The sequence below is a fragment of the Pigmentiphaga litoralis genome (assembly GCF_014651835.1).
GTDB lineage: Bacteria > Pseudomonadota > Gammaproteobacteria > Burkholderiales > Burkholderiaceae_B > Pigmentiphaga > Pigmentiphaga litoralis.
In genome coordinates this window covers 25,433-46,794 of the sequence record NZ_BMXQ01000003.1, presented here as the reverse complement: position 1 = coordinate 46,794, position 21,362 = coordinate 25,433, and the positions used below count along the sequence as shown (strand labels likewise).

The following is a 21,362-nucleotide window of genomic DNA, read 5'->3' as shown; positions in this document are numbered from 1 at the left end:
CCTCCGGCTCATGCCTTGAGAAAATCTTCGCGGCCGCGCATCCAGCGCGCCAGGTGACGCGCCACGACGTCCGGCTGGGTAGCCTGCAGCAATGCCGCGGCCTCATGCGCCTGTTCGGCGATCTCGATATCGGTTTCCAGGTCGGCAAAACGCATCAGTGCCAGACCCGACTGGCGCACGCCCAGGAATTCTCCCGGCCCGCGCAGTTCCAGATCCCGCCGCGCGATCTCGAAGCCATCGGTGGTCTCGTGCATGGTGCGCAGGCGCGCCTTGGCAATCATGGACAGCGGCGTCTGGAACAGCAGCACGCACACCGATTCGGCGGCGCCGCGCCCTACCCGCCCGCGCAGCTGATGCAGCTGCGCCAGGCCAAACCGTTCGGCGTGCTCGATCACCATCAGTGATGCATTGGGTACGTCCACGCCCACTTCGATCACGGTCGTGGCGACCAGCAGGTGGATCTCGCCCGCCTTGAAGGCCTGCATGACGGCGGCTTTTTCCGCCGTGGGCAGACGGCCATGCACCAGCCCGACACGCAAGCCCGGCAAGGCCTGGGTCAGCGCCAGATGCGTGTCGACGGCGGTCTGCAGTTCCAGCGTCTCGCTTTCTTCGACCAGCGGACAGACCCAGTAGACCTGGCGGCCGGTCCGCGCCGCCTCATGGATACGCGCCACGACCTCGTCACGACGCGCGTCCGACAGCAGCTTGGTCACGACGGGCGTACGGCCCGGGGGCAGCTCGTCGATGACGGACACGTCCAGGTCGGCGAAAAAAGTCATGGCCAGGGTGCGCGGAATCGGTGTCGCGGTCATCATCAGCTGATGCGGGTAGAGGTCCGCTCCGGCCTTGCCGCCGCCCTTGCCCCGCAAGGCCAGCCGCTGGCCCACGCCAAAGCGGTGCTGCTCGTCGACAATGGCCAGGCCCAGCCTGGAAAACGTGACCTGGTCCTGGATCAACGCCTGGGTGCCCACGGCCAGATGGGCCTCGCCGCTTTCGATGGCGGCCACGGCCTCGCGCCGCACCTTGGCGCTCAGGCTGCCGGTCAGCCACATCACCTTGATGCCCAGCGGCGCGAACCAGTCCACCAGCTTGCGGTAGTGCTGCTCGGCCAGGATTTCGGTCGGCGCCATCAAGGCCGCCTGGTAGCCGTTGTCGATCGCCTGCGCGGCCGCCAGCGCCGCCACCACGGTCTTGCCGCTGCCCACGTCGCCCTGCAGCAGGCGATGCATGGGATTGGGCTTGGCCAGGTCGGCCGCAATCTCCTTGAGCACGCGCTGCTGCGCACCCGTCAGGCCAAACGGCAGCGTCGCCAGCAGCCGGGACACAACGGTGTCGTCCCCCTTGCGCAAGGGCAGGCGCACGGCACGCTTGTCCAGCCGCGCGGCGCGGGCCTTGGCCAGCGACAGCTGCTGCGCCAGCAGTTCATCGAACTTCACTCGCAGCCAGGCCGGGTGGGCGCGGGCGGTCAGGCCTTCCGGGTCGACGTCGGCCGGCGGGTAATGCAGCAGCCGGACCGCTTGCGCAAACCCCATCAGGTCGTACTGCTGGCGCAGCGATTCAGGCAGCGTGTCCGACAGATCGGCGTCCTGCAGGGCCTCGGCAATCGCCTTGCGCAGCACGCCTTGCGGCAGGCCTTCCGTGGTCGGATAGACCGGGGTCAGCGAGGTCGGAAGGCGCGACACGTCGCTGGCGACCGTCGTGCGCGGGTGCACCATCTCCATGCCGAAAAAGCCGCCCCGCGCCTCGCCCCGTGCACGAATGCGCCGGCCGACCGCCAGCTGCTTCTGCTGGCTGGGGTAGAAGTTCAGGTAACGCAGGCCGAGTTCGCCCGACTCGTCACGAATCGACGCCTTCAGCTGCTTGCGCGGCCGGTACGTGACTTCGCAACTCGTGACTTCGCCCTCCACCTGCGCCCACATGCCGGGAATCAGACGGGCGATCGGCGTAATGGCCGTCTCGTCTTCGTACCGGATCGGCAGATGAAGAATCAGGTCTTCAGGACCGTGCAGGCCCAGCTTCGCCATCTTGCGTTGCTGGACGGACAGGACCTTGGCGGGAGCCTTGGCAGGCGACTCGGCAACAGGCAATCAGATCACCAGGATCGCTTCGACTTCAAAGGTCGCGCCCTTGGGCAATTCCTTGACGCCCACGGTGGAGCGCGCCGGAAAAGGCTGGGGGATCAGTTCGGCCATGATGTCGTTGACCTGCCCGAACTTGGACAGATCGGTCAGGAACAGGGTCAGCTTCACGACCTGCGCCAGCGTGCCGCCCGCCGCGGTCACCACCGCCGTCATGTTGGCAAAGGCCCGGCGCACTTCCGCGTCGAACGTGTCGTTGACCATGACGCCGGTGGACGGCTCCAGGCCGATCTGGCCCGACAGATACACCACCTTCCCGCCGGCCGGCACGGCAACGGCTTGCGAATACGGGCCAACGGCAGCGGGCGCCTGGTCGGTGTGAAGAATTTCTTTCGTCATGGTGAAGTCCTGGGATGCGGAAGGAGACGGCGGCGAAACGGCCAACGCGGCGCGCCATGTACAAAGCTATCAGAAATCCAAGTCCAATAGCACCGGTTTGAACGACCAGGTAACAATATCCCCGTTAACATTCGCAAGCGCCGTGCAACGCAGGCCAGCGTTCGAGCGTCCAGCCACCGCCCCTCTGGAACCCTAGGTATGAAAGCATCGTCGTGGCGGGAACGCCTGCTGGGCAAGGCCCGCGACCCCTTGTCCGCCGATACCCGCCACTCGATCGCGCTTGCGGCCTTCCTGGCCTGGGTCGGCCTGGGCGCCGATGGATTGTCGTCGTCGGCCTATGGCCCTGAAGAGGCCTTCCGCGCCTTGGGGACCCACACGCACCTGGCGCTGTTCCTTGCCGTGGCTACCGCGATCACGGTGTTCGTCGTGGCGCTGGCCTACAACCAGGTGATCGAATTGTTCCCGACGGGCGGGGGGGGCTACCGGGTGTCGACCGCCCTGCTCGGGCCGACAGCCGGCCTGGTGTCCGGGTCGGCGCTGATCGTTGACTACGTCCTGACCATCGCCATCTCGGTGGCCAGCGGCACCGACGCGCTGTTCTCGCTGCTTCCCGCCACCTGGCAGCCGTTCAAGACCTGGACAGCCTGCGCCATGGTCCTGCTGCTGTTATGGCTCAACCTGCGCGGCGCCAAGGAAAGCATCCGTTTCCTGCTGCCGATCTTTATCGGCTTCGTGATCACCCATGTGATTCTGATCGGCTGGGGCATCTTTGCGCATGCCGACGGCCTGCCCGCCCTGATTCCCGACACCTTTGCCGAGCTGGACAGCTTTACCGAAGAGGCCGGCTGGCTGTTCGTGCTGGCCGTGTTCATGAAGGCCTATTCACTGGGTGGCGGCACCTACACGGGGATCGAAGCGGTGTCGAACAACGTCGATCGCCTGGCCGAACCCGTGGTGCGTACCGGCAAGATGACGATGATGCTGATGGCGATCAGCCTGGCGTTCACGGCCGGCGGCATCATCCTGCTCTACCTGCTGTGGGCGGCCGCCCCGGTGGAAGGACAGACGCTGAACGCCGTCGTGTTCCAGGACATCCTGGGCGAAATGGGGCTGACCGGCAGCGGCCTGGTTGTCGCACTGACGCTGGTGCTGATCTTCGAAGCCGGCCTGCTGTTCGTCGCGGCCAACACCGGCTTTCTGGGCGGGCCTTCGGTGCTGTCCAACATGGCGGCCGATTCATGGGTGCCGCACCGCTTCCGCTACCTGTCCAACCGGCTGGTGACTGAAAACGGCATTCTGCTGATGGGCATCGCGGCCCTGGCGATCCTGATCCTGACCGGCGGCAAGGTGTCGCTGCTGGTGGTGCTGTATTCGATCAACGTGTTCCTGACCTTCACCCTGTCGCTGGCCGGGCTGTCGCGCTACTGGATCGCGAACCGGCGCAACCCCGCGCACCGCCGCCACTGGAAACGCCGGCTGGCGCTGTCCTTGGTCGCGCTGGCGATGACCAGCGCCATCCTGATGGTGACGGTGGTCGAAAAATTCTACGAAGGGGGCTGGGCCACGCTGCTGATCACGTCGGCCCTGATCCTGGCGTGCTTTGGCATTCGTGCGCACTACCAGGACACCCGCCGGCGCATCGCCCTGGTCGACGAGATCTTTGCCAATCAAGCCTTCGGGTCCGAATGCAATCCGCCCTCGCTCGATCCGCAAGCGCCCACGGCGGCGTTCCTGGTCGGGTCCAGCCGCGGCGGCGGTCTGCATGCGCTGCTGTGGGTGCAGCGCATGTTCCCGGACCACTTCAAGAATTTTGTGTTCATCAACGCCCGCACGGTGGATGCGCGGGTCTATGGCGGGCCCGAGGCGCTGGAAGCGATGCGGATGCAGGCGGCCACGTCGCTGAAGTTTTTCGAGCGCTTCTGCAACAGCTACGGCATGGCGGCCGACAGCCGACTGGGGTACGGGACCGATGCGGTGCAGACCCTGGAAAAGCTGTGCAATGAAACGCTGGAGACCTATCCCAACACGCTCTTCTTTGCGAGCAAGCTGGTGTTCAAGCGCGACAACCTGTTCACCCGCCTGCTGCACAACCAGGCGGTCAATGCGCTGCAGCGGCGCATGCACATCAACGGGCAGCAGATGATGGTGCTGCCGATGTTGATCGATTGATCGGATGATGGGTTGATCGGATGACCAATTGTTCGGTTGTTCGGTCAACGGTTCGGCCCCGCAGCGCGGTACCTGGCGACGCGTCGGTGGCGGCGATGGTTCAGGCTGCGGTTGCCTTGGGCCGGGCGGGCCGCTTCGCTGACTTCGCACCAGACTTTCCGCCGCTCTTGCCCGCCGGAAACGACGGCCGGCGCGCCTTGACCAGCGCATACAGCGCCTCGGCCGCTGCCGACATCGACCGGTCCCGCCGCCGCACCAGGTACAAGGACCGGGTCGGCCCGCGGATCGACAGCGGAATCACCGCAACATCCGGGTGCGAAAACTGCGACAGCGTCATCTCGGGCACCAGGCTCACACCCAGTCCAGCCACGACGAGCCCCGTCACGGTGGCCAGGTGCTCGACTTCAAACGCCGTCTGCATCTGCACCGGGTGCAAGGCGGCATCCAGGTGCTGGCGGACACTGCTCGACCGGGCCAGCTGAATGAAGGGGTAGTCGGCCACGTCGCGCAGCCGCACCGTCGGCAACTGCGCCAACGGGTGGTCCTTGCGACAGACCAGATAGAAGCTGTCCACGCACAGCAGCTCAGTCGTGAAGTCGCTCATGTCGGCGCCATTCGCGGCCAGCGCAAAATCGACCCGGCCCAGGCGCACCAGACTCAAACAGGGTTCCAGCAAGGCGTCATGCAGTTCCAGCGCCACGCCGGGAAATTCCGCGCGAAATTCCCCCAGCACGCCCGGCAGCCAGCCCGATGCCAAGGATGGCAAGGCCGCCACCGAGGCCCTTCCCTTGCGCTTGGCCACATGGTCGCTCAATTCTTCCATGGCCAATTCGAAATCGCCCAGCAGGCGCCGCGCCGACCCTTCGAACAGCACCCCTTCGGGCGTCAGTTCGACATGCCGCGTCGACCGGTCGAACAGCCGCACGCCGGCCACGGTCTCGATCGACCGGATCAAGGCACTGAACGCCGGCTGCGACAGGAAGGTCTTGTCAGCCGCGCGCGTAAAGTTGCGTTCTTCAACCAGTGCGATGAACGCGCGCAGCTGCCGCGTCGACATATTCGTCAGGTTCATGCCGGCGTCACCCTGTCGTTCTCATTCTGTCGTTCTCATGCTGTCTTCCTCGAACCCGGTTATCAACTCATCCGTTTTTTGGATCAATCGATCTTTTTTTTCTATTTTACGGATGATTTTTCCGCCCCTATAGTGGGCTTTCATAAAAGCACAAAAGACAATCCCATGCCAACAGCTCCCTTTCTGATCGGGTCGGCCTCGGGTTTCTCTGGAGACAGGACGGACGCGGCGGGCCCGGTGGTGGACACCCTGATCGCCCGCGGCGGTCCGGCGGCGTTGATGTACGAGACGCTTGCCGAGCGCACCCTGGCGCTGGCGCAACTCGAACGCGAACACCATCCGCAAGGCGGTTTCGATCCCCAGCTCGACGACCTCGTCGGCCCGGTCATCGAACGCTGCCTGCGTCACGACATCGCCATCATCGGCAACTTCGGCGCGGCCAACCCGCCCGGCGCCGCACAGCGCCTGCACGAGCTTGCCAGCGCGCAAGGAATCACCGACGCCCGCATCGCCATCGTGCAGGGCGACGACCTGTCGGGTCCCGGTTATCGCGACCTGCTGCGCGAATGCATTGGCCCCCAATTCGACGACCTGGACGTGGTCAGCGCCAATGCCTACCTGGGCGCCGAAGCGATCGCCGACGCCTTGCGCGGCGGCGCGCAGATCGTGGTCGCGGGCCGCGTGGCCGACCCGTCACTGGCGGTCGGCCCCGCCATGGCCCACTTCGGCTGGGCCGCAGACGACTGGAAACGCCTGGGCCGCGCGACGATGGCAGGCCATCTGCTCGAATGCGGCACCCAGGTCACGGGCGGCTACTTTGCCGACCCGGGCTTCAAGGACGTACCCGACCTGCACGCAGTCGGCTTTCCGATCGCCGAGATCGATGCCGACGGCGGCTGCGTGATCGGCAAGGCCGACGCCACCGGCGGCTGCGTCGATCCCCGCACGGTCAAGGAACAGCTGCTGTATGAAGTGCATGATCCGGCGCGCTACCTGACGCCCGATGTGGTGGCTGACATCAGCCAGGCCCAGGTAGTGGATCTTGGCAACCATCGGGTCGCGCTCGGCGGCGTGACCGGGCACGCCCGCCCGGACCGCCTCAAGGTCAACGTGTGCTATCGCGGTGGCTGGCTGGCCGAAGCCGAAATTTCGTATGCCGGTCCGCGTGCCGAAGCGCGTGCACGCCTGGCTGCCGACGTCATCCTCCAACGCCTGGGGCCCGACCTGCCCGTGCGCATCGACCTGATTGGCGCCGTCAGCATCCTGGGCGACGACCGCGGCGACATGCTGCGCGGCGCACCCATCGGCACGGCCCGCGACGTGCGCCTGCGCGTCGCCTGCTCGCAGCACGACAAGCGGCAGGCCCAGCGCATCGTGCGCGAGGTCACGGCGCTTTACACCAACGGCCCGGCCGGCGGTGGCGGCGTGCGCACCACGCTCAAGCCGCGGCTCAATCTCATTTCATGCTTCGTTCCGCGCGCGGCCGTGCGCAGCGGCTGGCGCATGCTGACCCCGGGGAGCACGGCATGACACTGACCGCCCAGCCTTCCGGCACCGTACCCCTGTATCGCCTTGCGCACAGCCGCGCGGGCGACAAGGGCAACCGATCCAACCTGAGCCTGATCGCCTACGATCCGGCCCACTACGACCTGCTCGTCGAACAGGTCACGGCCGACGCCGTGGCCCGCTGGTTCGGCTATCGCCAACCGGCGCATGTCGAGCGCTACCTGCTGCCTACCCTGTGCGCCATGAACTTCGTTCTGGATGATGTCCTGGATGGCGGCGTGAACGGCTCGCTCAACCTCGATGCCCACGGCAAAGGCCTGTCGTTCTGGCTGCTGGACATGCCCGTGACTCCGCCGCCCGGCTTCGACGCCAATGGCGACGGCATCATCGAACGGGCCATCGACTGACGACGCACGGATGCCACGCATCGACTGCCATTGATTGCTTTTGACCCACAACAAGAATTTCGGAGACCCATCACCATGACCTTGCATCCCCGCCGCCTCGTTCTCGCCGGCCTCGTCGCCGCGGCCCTGCCGCTGGCCACTGCGCCACTGACCGCCATGGCGCAGACCTATCCCGCCCGCCCCGTCACCTTCGTCGTGCCGTTCGCGGCCGGCAGCGCCACCGACCAGATCGCCCGCGCCATCGGCCAGGGCATGACCGAAGCCAGCGGCCAGACCGTCGTCATCGAGAACAAGCCGGGCGCCAGCGCCATCATCGGCGCGCAATCGGCCGCCCGCGCGCAGGCCGACGGCTACACCGTGCTGATCACCACCAACACGACCCACGCCGCCAACGAACACCTGTACAAATCGCTGCCCTATGACCCGGTCAAGGACTTCGCGCCGGTCACCGCCTTGGGCAAGGGCGGCCAGATCATGGTCGTCAACCCCAACCTGCCGGTCAAGAGCGTGCAGGAACTGCTCGCCCTGGCCAAGAAAGAACCCAGCAAGCTCAGCTTCGGCAGCGGCAGCTCGTCCAGCCGCATTGCCGGCGAACTGCTGCAGCAGATGACCGGCGCCAGGATCCTGCACGTGCCGTACAAGAGCAACCCGCTGGCCGTGACCGACCTGCTGGGCGGCCAGATCAGCATGATGATCACCGACGCCGCCACCGGCCTGCCGCAGGTCAAGAGCGGCAAGCTGCGCGCCCTGGGCGTCACCAGCCAGAAGCGTTCACCGCTGGCGCCCGACGTCCCGACCATCGCCGAATCCGGCGTGCCGGGGTATGAAATGGGCTATTGGTTTGCCGCCTACGTGCCCGCCGGCACGCCCAGCGCGGTGGTGACGCGGCTCAATGAACTGCTGATCAAGGCATCCACCTCGGCCGCCGCCAAGTCCTTCTACGAGTCCACCGGCACCGAGCCCTACACCACCACACCGGGCGAACTGGCCAGCTTCCAGAAAGCCGAATCGCAGAAGTGGGGCAAGATCATCAAGGCTGCCGGGATCGAACCGGAATAAACCGAAGGGATGCACCGCCGCCAGCAAGGCGGCCGGAACGCGGTAGTGGCATCCAGGACGCCACACCGCGTGTCAGCGCGCTGCCTGCCCCTCAACGCCCGCGCAGTTCCTCGCGCGGCGTGAACAGCTTGATCATCATCGACGCAAAGTGCGTGGACCGCAGCACGTGCACCCGGGACAGCTCCAGCATGTCCTGGCCCGGCTGCACCCGCCCCCGCCGCGTCGTTGTCGCAGTGGTGTAGCCACTCTCGGCCACCAGCGCACACTGCTCGGGCAAGTAGTAGCCGTAGGGATAACAGAAGGCATCGACCGGCTCGCCGCTCACGTCCTGCAGCATCTTGCGCGACCCGGCGATCTGCTCGCGCGCCTGGTCCACCGCACATTCCTTCAGGTTCGCATGCGCGAGGGTATGCGAGCCCACCTCGTGCCCCGCCTGCGCCCACGCCCGGATCTGCGCCCCGTCCATCAGCCGCGCCGTCGGCACGCCCTTCTCGGCATCCCAGGCATTCGTGCCCCCCACCTGTGCCGCCACGAAATAGTTGGTCGCGGTAAAACCCAGGTCCGCCAGGACCGGCACCGCATTCTCGGCCACGTTCACAAAGCCATCATCGAACGTCAGTCCGAATACCTTGCCCTGCTTTTCCCCGAGCAGATACGGCTGCAGATCCCGCATCGACAGCCCCCGATACCCCAGCGCCTTCAACCCGCGCATGTGCCGCGCAAACACGGCCGGGTCCACCGTCAGGCTGCGAAACGGCGTGCCCTTGGCCGGCGGCGTCGCGCACTGGTGGTACATCAGGATCGGAATGGGGCGGGAGTTGCGCGTCGTCGTCATGATTGAAACTGTATCTCAGGCCGTACTGACCTGTCGTTCGCAGGCGTTGCCATAGCGGCACAGCAAGGATGTCATTCGGGTAGCGCCGACAAGGTGTATCGCGGGCGCCCCTGCCCGACCTGGATCACGCTCAGTGTGATACGCGTCTCCTGCCTCAACCACTGACGGTTGATGACATCAGGATCTTCGATCGTCATCCCGAGCTTGCCTTTGATGAAACCATTGGCGGTCTGGAATTCGAACGAACGACTGTTGGGAAGCACGCCAAGAAACATTCCCTGATGGGTTTCTCTGACTTCCCGGATATTCCCTTCGGCAAGACGCCCGGCGGAACGTTCAAGCTGCTCAGCGCCTTCAAACCTGAATACCTTGTCCTTGAATTCCAGTCCGCACCAAGCGTGATACTGCGAAAGCAGGCACAAGAATTCGGAAACCTTTTTGACTGCGCGGGGGTGAATCGCGTCGACGAGTTCCGCCACGTCGTCATCACTCCCTTGGGCCGACGCTTCGAACAAGGACTGGATCGTTGCCAGGGCTTCGCCGGTTCTTTCATGTTCGGGAAACAAACCGGCTGCAGGGGGCAATTCAAACTCGAAACCAAATGACCCTTGAGCAGTCCCCGTAATCAACAGCTGATTTTTGACCCTGTCGGGAATAGGTCCCATCAGTTGGAGGTTCTCATTGAGCCCTGCGACGACCGCCGCGAAAGCATCGGCAAAAGCATTCGACGCCTTGCCGCCAAAGTCGGCTGCGATACCATGACTCCCCAATACCGGGCGCCCACGGAACGTCAGGCGAGCGCGCAGCGGCTCTGGCGTGGCCTCCACTCTGCCCAGCTCTTGCCGAGCTGCAATCAATCGGCCTTCCAGCGAAAGCCGTTGGATAACCGCGCCGTCATCCAGGCTGTTCAGCAAGTCCAGCAACTCGTTGATTTCGGAAGTCAGCATATCGATGCGTTGGTTCATGACGTCACTCCGCGATCCGCTTTGGCTTGAGTCAACGCTTGCGTGGCGTATGGATCCTGGCTGCCATCCAGGTCAATCTGGACAAAGCCTTTCCACGTGCCAGTTCTTCGGTGTGACCACATGCTGTACCACTAACATATCTGCCGAACCGATCTCTCTTCGGTGGGCGTGCCCAAGACGTCCCAATACGAATCGACCTTATACGTGTGTTTCACATAGGCTTGGTCAAAAAGCCAAGGACACTTTCGGAGTAGCGACGCCTGAGTCTCGCCGGCAGGAACGTGAAAAAACGTCACAACGTCGACGTCTCGTGGATCCCGGCCTTCCAGCATCTCCACATTTTCAGTGAAGCTGCCGTCGATCCACTGAAACCCCGTATCAATCCCGATGTCATGGATGGCGCGCCGAAATGCCAACAGGCCCGCGACAATGTCCAGGCGAGCTTCAGAGCTGCCCATGACCTCGATGAAGGCATCCAACGAAGCCTTGTACGGCGATCGATCGCCATGGTGCCCGGCGACGCCAGGGCGAATGGGCGGAAGAATACCTTCGGGATTCCAAGCGGGGATCATGCATGCTCCTAGATGCAGGAGCTGATTGTATGAAGACGACGCAAGCAGTTGCAGTCGCGGTAGAACCATCAGTGCTTCTACCGCGATGACAGGATGGCACGTTAACGGGCGTTGCAGACCTTCACACCAGCGACTTGTCCAGCACCTTCGCATACGTCTTTACAAACGCCTGCTCCACCTGCCGCCAGTCGAACCGCGCAGCCAGCGCCAGGCCATTCGTGCGCAGCTTGCCGCGCAGCACCGCGTCTTGCGTGATGCGCTGGATCGCCGCTGCAAGCTCGCAGGCATCGCGCGGATCCGCCACCACCAACGCGTCGTGCTCCGCTTCGACGCAGGCGCTAAAGCCGCAGTATTCCTTGGAACTCAGGATCACCGGCAAGCCGAACGACATGGCCTCCAGCGGCGCCATGCCGAAGGAGTCCTGCAGCGTCGGGTGCACGTACACGTCGCTGGACGCATAGAAACGGCACACGTCGGGCCGGGCGGCGAACGCGTGGACTCGGTCAGCCAGGGCGGGGGGAATCACCTCGCGCAGCGTGTCGGGGCTGTCAGCGGGGCCGCCCAGCACGATCAGGTGATACAGCGGATCCAGCGATTCCAGGGCAGACAGAATCGTCATGAAGCCCTTGCGCAGCGGATCGTTCGCCACCAGCAGGCAATAGACGGCAGACGGGTCCAGGCCCAAGCTTTCAAGCGCCTCGTTCCGCGTCTGCACGTCGTTGGGCAGTGTCACGCCGGGGTGGATGGTGACCATGGGCGGCAGGCGCTTGTACGCGGCCTGCAACTGGTCGATGGTCTGGTGCGCAGGCGCCACCAGGACGCGATTGGGCCGTACCCGAAAGCGCAGCCGTTCCAGCAGCAGGTAGCTGATCAGCCGCGGGCTCAGCAGGGCGCCGATCCGCTTGAGCAGCGACCGGTTGTGCAGGAACAGGCTGTAGCGCACCGGCATGACGTGCACCACCTGGACGTTGCCGACCCAGCTGTTTTCGTGGGAGTGGACGATGTCATAACCGTGGCGCACCAGCAGGTGGCAGCACAGGTTGAACCAGAGCTGGTTGAGCCAGCGCGGCAGCAGCCGGTTGCAGGGGACGTGGGTGAACGGGGCCTGCACAGGGCTGTCGAACTCCTGGCAGATGACGCGTACGTCGTGGGTCTGAATCAGAACTCGGGTCAGGTTTTCAGCGTAGGCTTCGGCGCCACCGAAACGCGCGCCGAAACGGCGCGTGACAATCGCAATTCTGAGCTTTGTAGGCACGTTATGATGATTCGTGAATATCTACCGCACTTGCTTGCCCGCGTTCCGGTCGCCGCCGGTTTCTGGCACGACGACCCCGCGGGGCGGCCCCAACGCTGCGCTGGCTGACCGCCTTCCAGACCCGCCGACGTGCGGCGGGCGATATCGGCGGCGCCCTGACCCAGGACCCGCAGCATGACCACTCCCGATTTCTAGACCGACACTATGCTGACTTTCGAACACCTCGTGCAGATCAACGACCCGCGGGTTCCGCTGATCCAACCCCTTACCCGCATGGACATCTGGCACGGTTTGGTACTCCGTGCCCATCATCCAACCGAATTCATCATGGGATTAGAAAGCTGCGTCATCGAAACACAGGAAGAGCAGAGTGGGCAAACGCTATTGACGCGCGTGTTGGACTTCGGCCCCTTCCAGGTTCATGACCGTGTCACGTTGACGCCCATGCATGAAGTCCGGGTGCTGGCTCCGGCCACCGACCGCTGGCCGCGCAGTGAAGCGACGGTGACGGTGGAAGAGCCGGAAGAAGGCGCCATTTTCCTGCGCTTTACCTACGAACTGGACCTGGCGGAAGATAGCGACGACATGGACGAAACGACGGTGGAAATCCGCAAGCAGGCCTACGTTGCCGCGGATCTCGACACCGTGAAGCGGATCCGCGAGATCGCCGCCATCCGTAAAGCCCACTAGTCGTTCCGGCGCCACACGCACGCTGCTGCCCGCCCACCGGAAACGACAAAGGCGCCCGAAGGCGCCCTGTCGTGACGGACGGCGGAAGCAGGCCGGATGCGCCTGCCTGCCGATTACTTCTCGGCGAACGCGCGTTCGACCACGTAATCGCCCGGTTCGCCGGTGTGCGGCGACACCTTGAACCCACGCTGGTCCAGCATCGCGCTGATGTCAGTCAGCATGTGCGGGCTGCCACACAGCATGGCGCGGTCATGCGCCGGATCGAGCGGCGGCAGGCCGACGCCGGACGCCAGCTTGCCGTTGTCGATGATGTCGGTGATGCGGCCCATGTTGCGGAAAGGCTCGCGCGTAACCGTGGGGTAGTAGATCAGCTTGTCGCGGACCATCTCGCCAAAGTACTCGTTGTTGGGCAGTTCCTCGCCAATGTAGTTGGCATAGGCCAGCTCGCTGCCAAAGCGCACGCCATGGACCAGCACGACCTTCTCGAAACGCTCGTACACGTCCGGGTCCTTGATGATGCTCATGAACGGCGCGAGGCCCGTGCCCGTCGCGAACAGGTACAGGTTCTTGCCTGGCAGCAGGTCGTCAACCACCAGCGTGCCGACCGGCTTGCGGCTGACCAGGATGGGATCGCCTTCTTTCAGGTGCTGCAGCCGCGACGTGAGCGGGCCATCCTGCACCTTGATGCTCAGGAACTCGAGGTGTTCTTCGTAATTGGCGCTGGCGATACTGTAGGCGCGCATGAGCGGCTTGCCGTTGACTTCCAGCCCGATCATCACGAAGTGCCCGTTGTGAAAGCGCAGGGCAGGATCGCGCGTGGTCTTGAAACTGAAAAGCGTATCGTTCCAGTGGTGAACGCTGGTAACGCGCTCGGTGTTGAAAGCGGCCATGGCCAGTCACATTCCGTCGAGGTAATGAGATGAGTTTATCAAACCCGAGGGCATTTCCACGCGTTCTCCCCTCGATCTACGGGGATTTAGGCCATATCCGTGCACTTTCCTGCCCCTCGACTTGTTAGTCATAAGTCGAGGTTCTGAGCTCATTGCTGCAAGTCATGAAACCGGTGGTCCTAGCCGCACCAAGTGGTGTGCCCGGCCCAGGACAAAACCGCGCCAGGGCGCCCCGCTCGCGCATTTGCGAGTCCGCACACTCACTGATATAGTTTCTGCACGTGGGGGGGTAGCTCAGCTGGGAGAGCGCGTCGTTCGCAATGACGAGGTCGGGAGTTCGATCCTCCTCCTCTCCACCATCGATCCCATACTGCTTCTTGCAGACATTACCCGGGCCGACGATTCCAGCTTGCAACTGCGTCACCCGCCCAGTTGGCTAAAAGACATCTTACATACAGCGGCAGCTGACGCAGCAGTGCGTCACGCCCGCCGACTGACCGTAGCCCCCCGACTTTCTGAGTAACGCACTGTCGGCCGCGGCAAGACTTGCTATTCGCCCATCGCTGTCCATAACAGCTGCCCTGCTCGACTGCCATCGCCTGACGGTACGCACCCGGCTGCACCGTATGAACAAACGACCTGGGTATTCGGCTATTTCCCCAAAAAGTACGAATATTTCCCTTCGCAGTTGATAATTTTCCCTACGAACATTGCTTAATTTCCCCAGCTGGCGTTAGTTACAACCGCAATTGGGGGACGACGACGCTGTGTCTATCGGGCGAAGATTTGTCCATCAACAACGACTGGAATGAAGTAGCGATGGCTTCTCTTGCACTAAGTACTCACCACGCCAAGATTCGCATGCAACAGCGCGCCATTCCCGGTTGCGTTATCGACTGGCTCATTCGATACGGCAACCGCGAACGCGCCCTGAACGACGCAAGCCTTGTGTACTTCGACAAGCGTTCGCGTCGTCGCCTGATGGACGAAATTGGCGCAAAGGCGATGGCAAAGACGTCATGCCATCTGAACGCCTATTTGATAGAGCTTGCTGACGGAACAGTAGTGACAGCAGGTTGGCGAACGCGACGGGTCATCCGGGACGGTCGTAGCCGAGATTTCCGGGCGAGCATTCACTGAGATCACCATGGACCATATCAAGCGATTCAAAGAGCGATTCGACGTTGTCCGCGCCGCCGGACTGGATTTCACCAAGCGGCGGGCCAAAGAAGATCGCCGCACGAACAAGTTAAGACAAGGAAAGTTGACCTTAGACGAAGCGTGCGTGCTTGCTCGCCGCCTTCATGACATGCTCGAAGCACGAGCGGAAAAGCTCAAGGGCCGGAAGGCGGACGTCGCGGGTGCGGTCACAAGCCGAGAGCTGTACCGTGTCACGCTTCCGGAAGGAGCGGATGCAACGGTACGCAGGCCACGGTTGCATCTTCAATCTTACGAACGGGTCGTCGAAGCGCTTGCGCGGATCACCGGAGAGGACGCTGCCGAACTTCAGTATGAGCTCCGGAAGGGTACCGCCATGGATGTACTGGCGGGCGAGGCGCTTGAATGGGACCAAAACAAGCTGATCGCCGATACCTTGGCTGCCATCGTGCGCAAGCTTGATCAGAAGTGGGGGTGGTCCGAGTTGTACAGTCGGACTGCGACCCAGCGGCTTCGACTGGGAACGCGATGCACCTGGCCTCACTGGAATATGTTCGAGCCGATATCGGGCGCAACCGACGACGACGAAGACTACCTTGAGCGGTATTTGGACCCTGACCAGGTTTTTTATTGGAACCGCAGCTATTTCAATAGCGGGGACAGGTCCCAACTTTCTGCCTATTTTGACTGCGGCCACATTCAGGACGCAGGGTTCTTTTATGTTCCCCACGCATTGTTGGGCTATGGCGACTTATGGGATGTCGCGCCCCGCCGGTCAGATCCTAAGACACATGAGGCCACTTTTTTGACGCAGCTCAAGAACATGAGGGCGTTCGTGCCCCAAGCCGTGCCCCCGAAGGATGAGTGGGACATCGAAAAAAATTCGCCCACTGGACAACTGGACGGCAGAAATCATGCACACCTTCAGTACGTGTACTGGCTGATAGCCTATCCAGACCCTTTGCAACCAAACAAAATCATTCCCGCGCTCTATCAAGCAGGGGAGGAAGGCGGCGCCTGCGTCATTCCGCTGGACAAGCACACTGTCGGTGCTATCACGGACGGACTCTGGCTGGACAATACGACGCATAGCACCATTGGGGAGCGCCTCATACTTCTCCTTACGCCAGATGAGAAGGGAGTTAGCCCGTTTGAACAGGCGCTGGACCGAACTGGAGGCTGGCTTGCTAAGAATCCCGTCTTGCAGCTTGCGGAACAGATCGAAGAACGGACACGCGCCATGTATGACGCTGCCATGCGCGGCTCTCGTCCCTGATAACTGACCCACCGCAACAGACACAAAAGTCATCTAGCCCACCAAGCGACTCACAACACTATGAACACCTACTGGTTCCTTCGCCTTACGCCCTCGCACCAGGGCATGCTTGATACCGCCACCAAGGCGACATGGACGATCCCTGAAGGCCTCGCCGCCAAGCTTCGGCCTCACCACCGCATCCTGCTAGCGTCATGGGACGCAGCACAAGAGTTTGGACGGGTTCATGCATTTGCCATTTGTGAAGCGCTGGGCTCGGACACTACTGTCTACGTAGAGTGGGCTGAAACCGACACGATCCTGAAGCCAAAGCCCAGCGGAGCAACCCACTGGCGCACGAAAGATTTCTTCAAGTTTGCAGATGCAGTGGTCGACCGATATGGCCTGGATGACTTATTTGCAGAACATCTGAGCGCCGAGCCAACCCTGCCACGGCTCCGTCCACACCGCAGTCTGTCCAATCACACGCCCCAGGCCAGCAGCAGCCGAAATGCCATTCCCGGACATATCTATTTTTTGAAATCACCGTACGGCTACAAAATTGGCAAAACGGTGAATCTCCGAGATCGCATGAGACTGTTTGGCGTCAAACTCCCGTTCGTGAACTCCCTGGAATACTCGTTTCACACGCCTGACTACACCGCTGCTGAAACCGGATTGCACAGGCACTTTGCACATAAGCGTTTGGAAGGTGAATGGTTTGCGCTGGATGAAGCCGATCTGCAATACATCAAGCAATCGACGACGCCATTGGAGGAAAGCGCGTCATGAAGGTCCGGTCTTGGGAATACGCAGCAAAATGCGGTTCAATGAATAGTCAATCACCTCATGCAAAGCTTGGTAGACGTGCCTACTGATTGTCCGACGCTCCCCTCCACCGTCCGCACGCGCGTGTTCGTCGCGCTGGCCATTGCGTCCGCGCTGCTGGGCAGCAGCGTGCCGTCCCCGCTTTATCCGCACTACCAGGAAATCTGGCACCTGAGCTCCAGCTTCGTGTCGGCGGTCTTCGCCACCTATGCGATCGGCGTGCTGATGTCCCTGACGCTGCTGGGCCGGATCGCGGACCGCATCCGGGACCGGCGGGTGATCGTGCTGTCGGGGCTCGGGGTGATCGGCCTGGGCTCGGTGATCTTTGCGTTTGCCAGCACGCCGGCATGGCTGCTGGTGGGGCGGCTGTTCGCGGGGGCCGGCACGGGCGCCATGGTGGGCGCGGCCAACGCGGCGCTGGTGGAACTGGACCCGCGCGGCGACCAGCAGCGCGCGGCGGTCATCGGCACCCTGGCGTTCACGGCAGGCGGGGCGCTTGGGCCTGTGCTGAGCGGGCTGGCGCTGCAATGGGACCTGTGGCCGACGGTACTGCCATTCCTTGCCATCCTTGCGACTGCCCTCTGCGCCTTTGTCGGCATCCTTGCGTCGCCGTGGGTGCATCGCCCGTTCGTGCCGCCCAGCCAGCGCACGGGCGCGCCGCCCGTGTCCGCGCGCACCTTGTTCACCTCGCTGGGCTTTCCCTTCCTGATTGCCATGGCGGCGCTGATGATGTCGTGGTCGGTCGGATCCGTCTTCATGGCGGCCAGTTCGACCATCGCGACGCACCTGGTCGGCATCGTCAATCCCGCCCTGACCGGGTTGCTCGTGTTCCTGTTCCAGGCCATGGGCAGCGTCAGCCAGCTCGCGTTCCGGACGGTGCGCTTCCAGACCTCCATCACGTGGGGCGTGCTGGTGGTGGCGCTGGCGCAAGTCGGCTTTTTCGTGTCGGCCTGGATGCACAGTCCCGTGGGTTTCCTCGTGGCCACGGCGTTCGCGGGGCTGGGCTATGGCGCGGCTTTCGTGGGCGCGGCTGGCCTGACCAATTACATCGCACCGTCGACGTCACGGGTGACCGTGGTGTCGTGGTTCTATGTGGCGGGATATGTGGGGGGCAACGCCCTGCCCGCCCTGGCGGTCGGCGTGCTGGCCGATGCCTTCGGGCTGTTCGCGGCGGTCGGCATCTTCAGCGCAGTCGTCATGGCCGGCGGTATCTATACCCTGATGCGCAACCGGCAACTGCAGGTGGGGCCGACGCCGGCGCGTTAGGCGCCCGGGGGCGGACTCCCTCTGCCGTTCAGATCCACTCGGCGCGCCGCAGCCGCCGGTACAGCACGCAGCAGCCGGCGATGGTCGCGGCGACCACCGTGGGATAGGCGTAGTGCCACTTCAGCTCGGGCATGACCTCGAAGTTCATGCCGTACAGGCTGAAGACCACGGTCGGAATGGCCAGGATGGCGCCCCACCCTGCCAGGCGTTTGACCACCTCGCCCTGCCCCACTGTCACGATCGCCAGGTTCACCTGGATGGCGGTCGTCAGCATTTCGCTGATGGCGTCGAGCAGCGCCACGATGCGGTTGACGTGGTCTTCCACGTCGCGAAAGTAGGCGCGCAGTTCTTTGGGCACCAGGTTGTCGTGGAACCGGATCAGCTGTGAGCAGATTTCCTGCACCGGCAAGACCGCTGACCGCAGGCGCAGCAACTGGCTTTTCAGTTGGTACAGACGGCCGATCGCGGCGCGGTCGAAGCGGTCGTTGAAGATATCCTTTTCCAGATCCTGGAAGACGTCTTCAAGCTGGTTGGCGATCGGCTGGTAATGGTCGACGACAAAATCGAGCACCGCATACAGCACGTAGCCGGGTCCACGCCCCAGCTGCTGCGGCGTCCGCTCGCATTTTTCCCGCAACGATGCATAGGTCGTCGACGCGCCGTGGCGAACGGACACAATGAAGTTGCTGCCGACAAACAAATGCGTTTCGCCAAACACGATGTGTTCGTCCACCAGTTGCGCCGTGTTCAGGACCACGAACACTGTGTCGCCATACGTTTCGATCTTGGGGCGCTGGTGCGCGTGCAGGGCATCTTCCACGGCCAGTTCATGCAGGCCGAATTCGGACTGGACGTCGCGCAGCAGAGCGTCGTCGGGCTCGTACAGCCCCAGCCAGACAAACGTGCCGGCCTCTTTCAGGACTTCACTGATATCGGCCATCGGCACGTCGCCGACCTTGCCGCCGTCGCGATACGCGACCGAATTGATGACCATGGATGTCTGTTGCATGCCGCTTTCCTGACCGGGCAAAGGGCCTCGGGTGGCCGCATCATACGCCGCCCGGCGCGCCGGCTTCATGGCTACACACTTGCGCACGGAGTTTGCAAAACGTTGCAAAGGATGAGCCAACGCGAGTTGTCCCAGCGGCGTGTGGACAACCATGGGGACAGCGCCTGTGGAAACTCAAAAAACCGTTGCGGAACAAAAGCTTGCGCCTGCTGCCCAAACAATGGGCAAACGGATGAGTTCGTCCACCCCGCGCCTGCTCTGCGCGCACTGCCCAGCTAAGATGCCTTTCAAAGAAAACCGAACCAGAACAAGGACCTGCGCACCGTATGATCGATCGCCGTACGTTTCTCGCCACCGCGGCCAGTACCGCCACTCTGGCGGCCATGGGCTACCTGCCAACGGCCTCCGCCGCCCAGATCAGTTTTGGCAAACGCACGCCGTTTTCCTTCGATGCCCTCGTGGCGCGGGCCAGGGACATGGCCGGCAAGGCCTACCAGCCGCCCAAGCGGCCCCCGCAGGATATCCTCGACAAGATCGACTACGCGGCGCACGGCCAGATCCAGTTCAAGCCTGAATACGCCGTGTTTGCCGACGGCCCTGGCCAGTTCCCCGTCACCTTCTTCCACCTGGGACGCTATTTCCTGTCACCCGTGCAGATGCATGTGCTGACTCGCGATCGCGCCGGGCTGACCGCGCGCGAAATCGTGTACCAGGACGATTACTTCAACATGCCTGCCGACAGCCCCGCGCACCAGTTGCCGGCGGGCAGCGGCTTTGCCGGCTTTCGCTTTCAGGAAAGCCGCACCGGCGACCAGGGCAAGCTGGATTGGAAAAAGAACGACTGGGTGGCGTTCCTGGGCGCCTCGTACTTCCGCGCCATCGGCGAGCTGTACCAATACGGCCTGTCGGCCCGCGGCGTCGCCATCGACGTGGCCGAACACGAGCGCCCCGAAGAATTTCCCAACTTCACGCAGTTCTGGTTCGAGACGCCCAAAGACGGCGCCGACACCGTGACGGTCTATGCCTTGATGGACGGCCCGAGCATCTCCGGCGCCTTCCGTTTCGACATGACGCGCAAGGCGGATGTCACCATGACCATCGACGCCGCGCTGTTCGTGCGCAAGGACATCGCGCGATTCGGCATCGCCCCGTTGACCTCGATGTACTGGTACTCGGAAGCGCAAAAGACCACGGCGGTCGACTGGCGCCCGGAAGTGCACGATTCCGACGGCCTGGCCATGTGGAACCGGAAGGGCGAATACCTGTGGCGGCCGCTGAACAACCCGCCGCGCACCATGGCGTCATCCTTTAGTGACACGAACCCGCGCGGTTTCGGCCTGCTGCAGCGGGACCGCAATTTCGATCACTACCTGGATGGCGTCTATTACGACCGCCGGCCGTCTCTATGGGTCGAGCCGACCAATGACTGGGGCGAAGGCGCCATCCAGCTGATCGAGATCCCGACCGACGACGAGATCCACGACAACATCGTCGCCATGTGGGTGCCAAAGGCGCCGGCCACCAAGGGGTCGAGCTATCGCCTGGGCTACAAGCTGTACTGGTCGGCCAACGAGCCCTTCCCGCCTGCCCTGGCGCGCTGCGTCGCGACTCGCCTGGGCAATGGCGGCCAGCCCGGCAATGCGCGGCCGCAGGGCGTGCGCAAGTTCATGGTCGAATTCCTGGGCGGCGGCCTCGCCAACATTCCCTATGGCGAAAAGCCGCAACTGGACCTGTGGACGTCCCGCGGGACCTTCTCGTACATCTTTGCCGAGCCCGTGCCCAATGGCGTGGCGGGGCACTGGCGCGCCCAGTTCGACCTGACCGTGGACGGCACGGATCCGGTGGAGTTGCGCCTGGCGCTCAAGCATGCCGATACGGTCGTGTCCGAGAGTTGGTTGTACCAATACCACCCGACGCCGAATCTGACCCGCTAGCGCGCGGCGAAAGCC

At 63.3% G+C, this 21,362-nt stretch carries 19 protein-coding genes and 1 tRNA gene; 11 read left to right on the top strand and 9 right to left on the bottom strand.

Going from position 1 to position 21,362, the window contains the following annotated elements:
• Positions 1 to 8: 8 nt before the first annotated feature.
• Both recG and IE116_RS23215 read right to left on the bottom strand, forming a co-directional pair.
• A complete protein-coding gene (recG, locus tag IE116_RS23220; protein WP_268249250.1) occupies positions 9 to 2,087 on the bottom strand; it encodes an ATP-dependent DNA helicase RecG in 2,079 nt (692 codons plus the stop codon).
• Positions 2,088 to 2,477, bottom strand: coding sequence for a Rid family detoxifying hydrolase (locus IE116_RS23215; protein WP_189615984.1), 390 nt, complete (start codon positions 2,475 to 2,477; stop codon positions 2,088 to 2,090).
• Positions 2,478 to 2,675: 198 nt separating this feature from the next.
• Between IE116_RS23215 and IE116_RS23210 the strand changes: the two genes are divergently transcribed.
• A complete protein-coding gene (locus tag IE116_RS23210) occupies positions 2,676 to 4,646 on the top strand; it encodes an APC family permease (protein ID WP_189615981.1) in 1,971 nt (656 codons plus the stop codon).
• Between the two features lie 100 nt (positions 4,647 to 4,746).
• Here the strand turns inward: IE116_RS23210 and IE116_RS23205 are convergent, their stop codons facing one another.
• The gene (locus IE116_RS23205) at positions 4,747 to 5,718 is read right to left on the bottom strand and encodes a LysR family transcriptional regulator (RefSeq protein WP_189615979.1); all 972 of its coding nucleotides are present in this window, start codon (positions 5,716 to 5,718) and stop codon (positions 4,747 to 4,749) included.
• 165 nt (positions 5,719 to 5,883) lie between these two features.
• Here IE116_RS23205 and IE116_RS23200 point away from each other — a divergent pair, with 165 nt between their 5' ends.
• From IE116_RS23200 to IE116_RS23190, 3 genes are all read left to right on the top strand, one after another.
• Positions 5,884 to 7,248, top strand: coding sequence for an acyclic terpene utilization AtuA family protein (locus tag IE116_RS23200; protein ID WP_189615977.1), 1,365 nt, complete (start codon positions 5,884 to 5,886; stop codon positions 7,246 to 7,248).
• Positions 7,245 to 7,631: an AtuA-related protein gene (locus IE116_RS23195; RefSeq protein ID WP_189615975.1), complete on the top strand. Its 387-nt coding sequence runs from the start codon at positions 7,245 to 7,247 to the stop codon at positions 7,629 to 7,631. The genes IE116_RS23200 and IE116_RS23195 overlap by 4 nt, the downstream gene beginning before the upstream one ends.
• Positions 7,632 to 7,706: 75 nt before the next feature.
• On the top strand, positions 7,707 to 8,690 hold the full coding sequence (locus IE116_RS23190; RefSeq protein WP_189615974.1) for a Bug family tripartite tricarboxylate transporter substrate binding protein: 984 nt from the start codon (positions 7,707 to 7,709) through the stop codon (positions 8,688 to 8,690).
• A 91-nt stretch (positions 8,691 to 8,781) separates the two neighbouring features.
• On the opposite strand, the gene IE116_RS23185 is transcribed toward IE116_RS23190, so the two are convergent.
• The 4 genes from IE116_RS23185 to IE116_RS23170 all read right to left on the bottom strand — a co-directional run bounded on the left by IE116_RS23185 (position 8,782) and on the right by IE116_RS23170 (position 12,317).
• The gene (locus tag IE116_RS23185) at positions 8,782 to 9,525 is read right to left on the bottom strand and encodes a polysaccharide deacetylase family protein (protein ID WP_229828847.1); all 744 of its coding nucleotides are present in this window, start codon (positions 9,523 to 9,525) and stop codon (positions 8,782 to 8,784) included.
• Between the two features lie 71 nt (positions 9,526 to 9,596).
• Positions 9,597 to 10,490 (bottom strand): hypothetical protein, encoded by an 894-nt coding sequence (locus IE116_RS23180; RefSeq protein WP_189615972.1) that lies wholly within the window; start codon positions 10,488 to 10,490, stop codon positions 9,597 to 9,599.
• A 131-nt stretch (positions 10,491 to 10,621) separates the two neighbouring features.
• On the bottom strand, positions 10,622 to 11,062 hold the full coding sequence (locus IE116_RS23175) for a DUF6932 family protein (RefSeq protein WP_189615971.1): 441 nt from the start codon (positions 11,060 to 11,062) through the stop codon (positions 10,622 to 10,624).
• 121 nt (positions 11,063 to 11,183) lie between these two features.
• Positions 11,184 to 12,317, bottom strand: a complete 1,134-nt coding sequence (locus IE116_RS23170; protein WP_189615969.1) for a glycosyltransferase family 4 protein — start codon at positions 12,315 to 12,317, stop codon at positions 11,184 to 11,186.
• Between the two features lie 204 nt (positions 12,318 to 12,521).
• Between IE116_RS23170 and IE116_RS23165 the strand changes: the two genes are divergently transcribed.
• A complete protein-coding gene (locus IE116_RS23165) occupies positions 12,522 to 13,007 on the top strand; it encodes an SRPBCC family protein (protein WP_189615967.1) in 486 nt (161 codons plus the stop codon).
• Between the two features lie 113 nt (positions 13,008 to 13,120).
• Here the strand turns inward: IE116_RS23165 and IE116_RS23160 are convergent, their stop codons facing one another.
• Entirely contained in the window at positions 13,121 to 13,897 is a 777-nt protein-coding gene (locus tag IE116_RS23160; RefSeq protein ID WP_189615965.1) for a ferredoxin--NADP reductase, read from the bottom strand.
• A gap of 283 nt (positions 13,898 to 14,180) precedes the next feature.
• On the opposite strand from IE116_RS23160, the gene IE116_RS23155 reads away from it, so the two are divergent.
• The 5 genes from IE116_RS23155 (at position 14,181) to IE116_RS23135 (ending at position 18,404) form a co-directional block, all read left to right on the top strand.
• A tRNA-Ala gene (locus tag IE116_RS23155) sits at positions 14,181 to 14,256 on the top strand.
• A 427-nt stretch (positions 14,257 to 14,683) separates the two neighbouring features.
• Entirely contained in the window at positions 14,684 to 15,037 is a 354-nt protein-coding gene (locus tag IE116_RS23150) for a hypothetical protein (RefSeq protein ID WP_189615963.1), read from the top strand.
• A 7-nt stretch (positions 15,038 to 15,044) separates the two neighbouring features.
• On the top strand, positions 15,045 to 16,331 hold the full coding sequence (locus IE116_RS23145; RefSeq protein WP_189615961.1) for a hypothetical protein: 1,287 nt from the start codon (positions 15,045 to 15,047) through the stop codon (positions 16,329 to 16,331).
• Positions 16,332 to 16,436: 105 nt separating this feature from the next.
• Positions 16,437 to 17,102 (top strand): GIY-YIG nuclease family protein, encoded by a 666-nt coding sequence (locus tag IE116_RS23140; RefSeq protein WP_189615959.1) that lies wholly within the window; start codon positions 16,437 to 16,439, stop codon positions 17,100 to 17,102.
• 75 nt (positions 17,103 to 17,177) lie between these two features.
• Positions 17,178 to 18,404, top strand: coding sequence for an MFS transporter (locus IE116_RS23135; protein WP_189615957.1), 1,227 nt, complete (start codon positions 17,178 to 17,180; stop codon positions 18,402 to 18,404).
• Between the two features lie 28 nt (positions 18,405 to 18,432).
• Here the strand turns inward: IE116_RS23135 and IE116_RS23130 are convergent, their stop codons facing one another.
• Positions 18,433 to 19,413, bottom strand: a complete 981-nt coding sequence (locus tag IE116_RS23130; protein WP_229828844.1) for a magnesium and cobalt transport protein CorA — start codon at positions 19,411 to 19,413, stop codon at positions 18,433 to 18,435.
• Positions 19,414 to 19,739: 326 nt separating this feature from the next.
• On the opposite strand from IE116_RS23130, the gene IE116_RS23125 reads away from it, so the two are divergent.
• Entirely contained in the window at positions 19,740 to 21,347 is a 1,608-nt protein-coding gene (locus IE116_RS23125) for an OpgD/OpgG family glucan biosynthesis protein (RefSeq protein WP_189615954.1), read from the top strand.
• Positions 21,348 to 21,362: the final 15 nt, after the last annotated feature.

Bases quoted from the DNA above. Each gene is read 5' to 3' on its own strand.
- IE116_RS23215 (WP_189615984.1), bottom strand. From the start codon at position 2,477: ATGACGAAAGAAATTCTTCACACCGACCAGGCGCCCGCTGCCGTTGGC.
- IE116_RS23210 (WP_189615981.1), top strand. From the start codon at position 2,676: ATGAAAGCATCGTCGTGGCGGGAACGCCTGCTGGGCAAGGCCCGCGAC.
- IE116_RS23205 (WP_189615979.1), bottom strand. From the start codon at position 5,718: ATGAACCTGACGAATATGTCGACGCGGCAGCTGCGCGCGTTCATCGCA.
- IE116_RS23200 (WP_189615977.1), top strand. From the start codon at position 5,884: ATGCCAACAGCTCCCTTTCTGATCGGGTCGGCCTCGGGTTTCTCTGGA.
- IE116_RS23195 (WP_189615975.1), top strand. From the start codon at position 7,245: ATGACACTGACCGCCCAGCCTTCCGGCACCGTACCCCTGTATCGCCTT.
- IE116_RS23190 (WP_189615974.1), top strand. From the start codon at position 7,707: ATGACCTTGCATCCCCGCCGCCTCGTTCTCGCCGGCCTCGTCGCCGCG.
- IE116_RS23185 (WP_229828847.1), bottom strand. From the start codon at position 9,525: ATGACGACGACGCGCAACTCCCGCCCCATTCCGATCCTGATGTACCAC.
- IE116_RS23180 (WP_189615972.1), bottom strand. From the start codon at position 10,490: ATGAACCAACGCATCGATATGCTGACTTCCGAAATCAACGAGTTGCTG.
- IE116_RS23175 (WP_189615971.1), bottom strand. From the start codon at position 11,062: ATGATCCCCGCTTGGAATCCCGAAGGTATTCTTCCGCCCATTCGCCCT.
- IE116_RS23165 (WP_189615967.1), top strand. From the start codon at position 12,522: ATGCTGACTTTCGAACACCTCGTGCAGATCAACGACCCGCGGGTTCCG.
- IE116_RS23160 (WP_189615965.1), bottom strand. From the start codon at position 13,897: ATGGCCGCTTTCAACACCGAGCGCGTTACCAGCGTTCACCACTGGAAC.
- IE116_RS23145 (WP_189615961.1), top strand. From the start codon at position 15,045: ATGGACCATATCAAGCGATTCAAAGAGCGATTCGACGTTGTCCGCGCC.
- IE116_RS23140 (WP_189615959.1), top strand. From the start codon at position 16,437: ATGCTTGATACCGCCACCAAGGCGACATGGACGATCCCTGAAGGCCTC.
- IE116_RS23130 (WP_229828844.1), bottom strand. From the start codon at position 19,413: ATGCAACAGACATCCATGGTCATCAATTCGGTCGCGTATCGCGACGGC.
- IE116_RS23125 (WP_189615954.1), top strand. From the start codon at position 19,740: ATGATCGATCGCCGTACGTTTCTCGCCACCGCGGCCAGTACCGCCACT.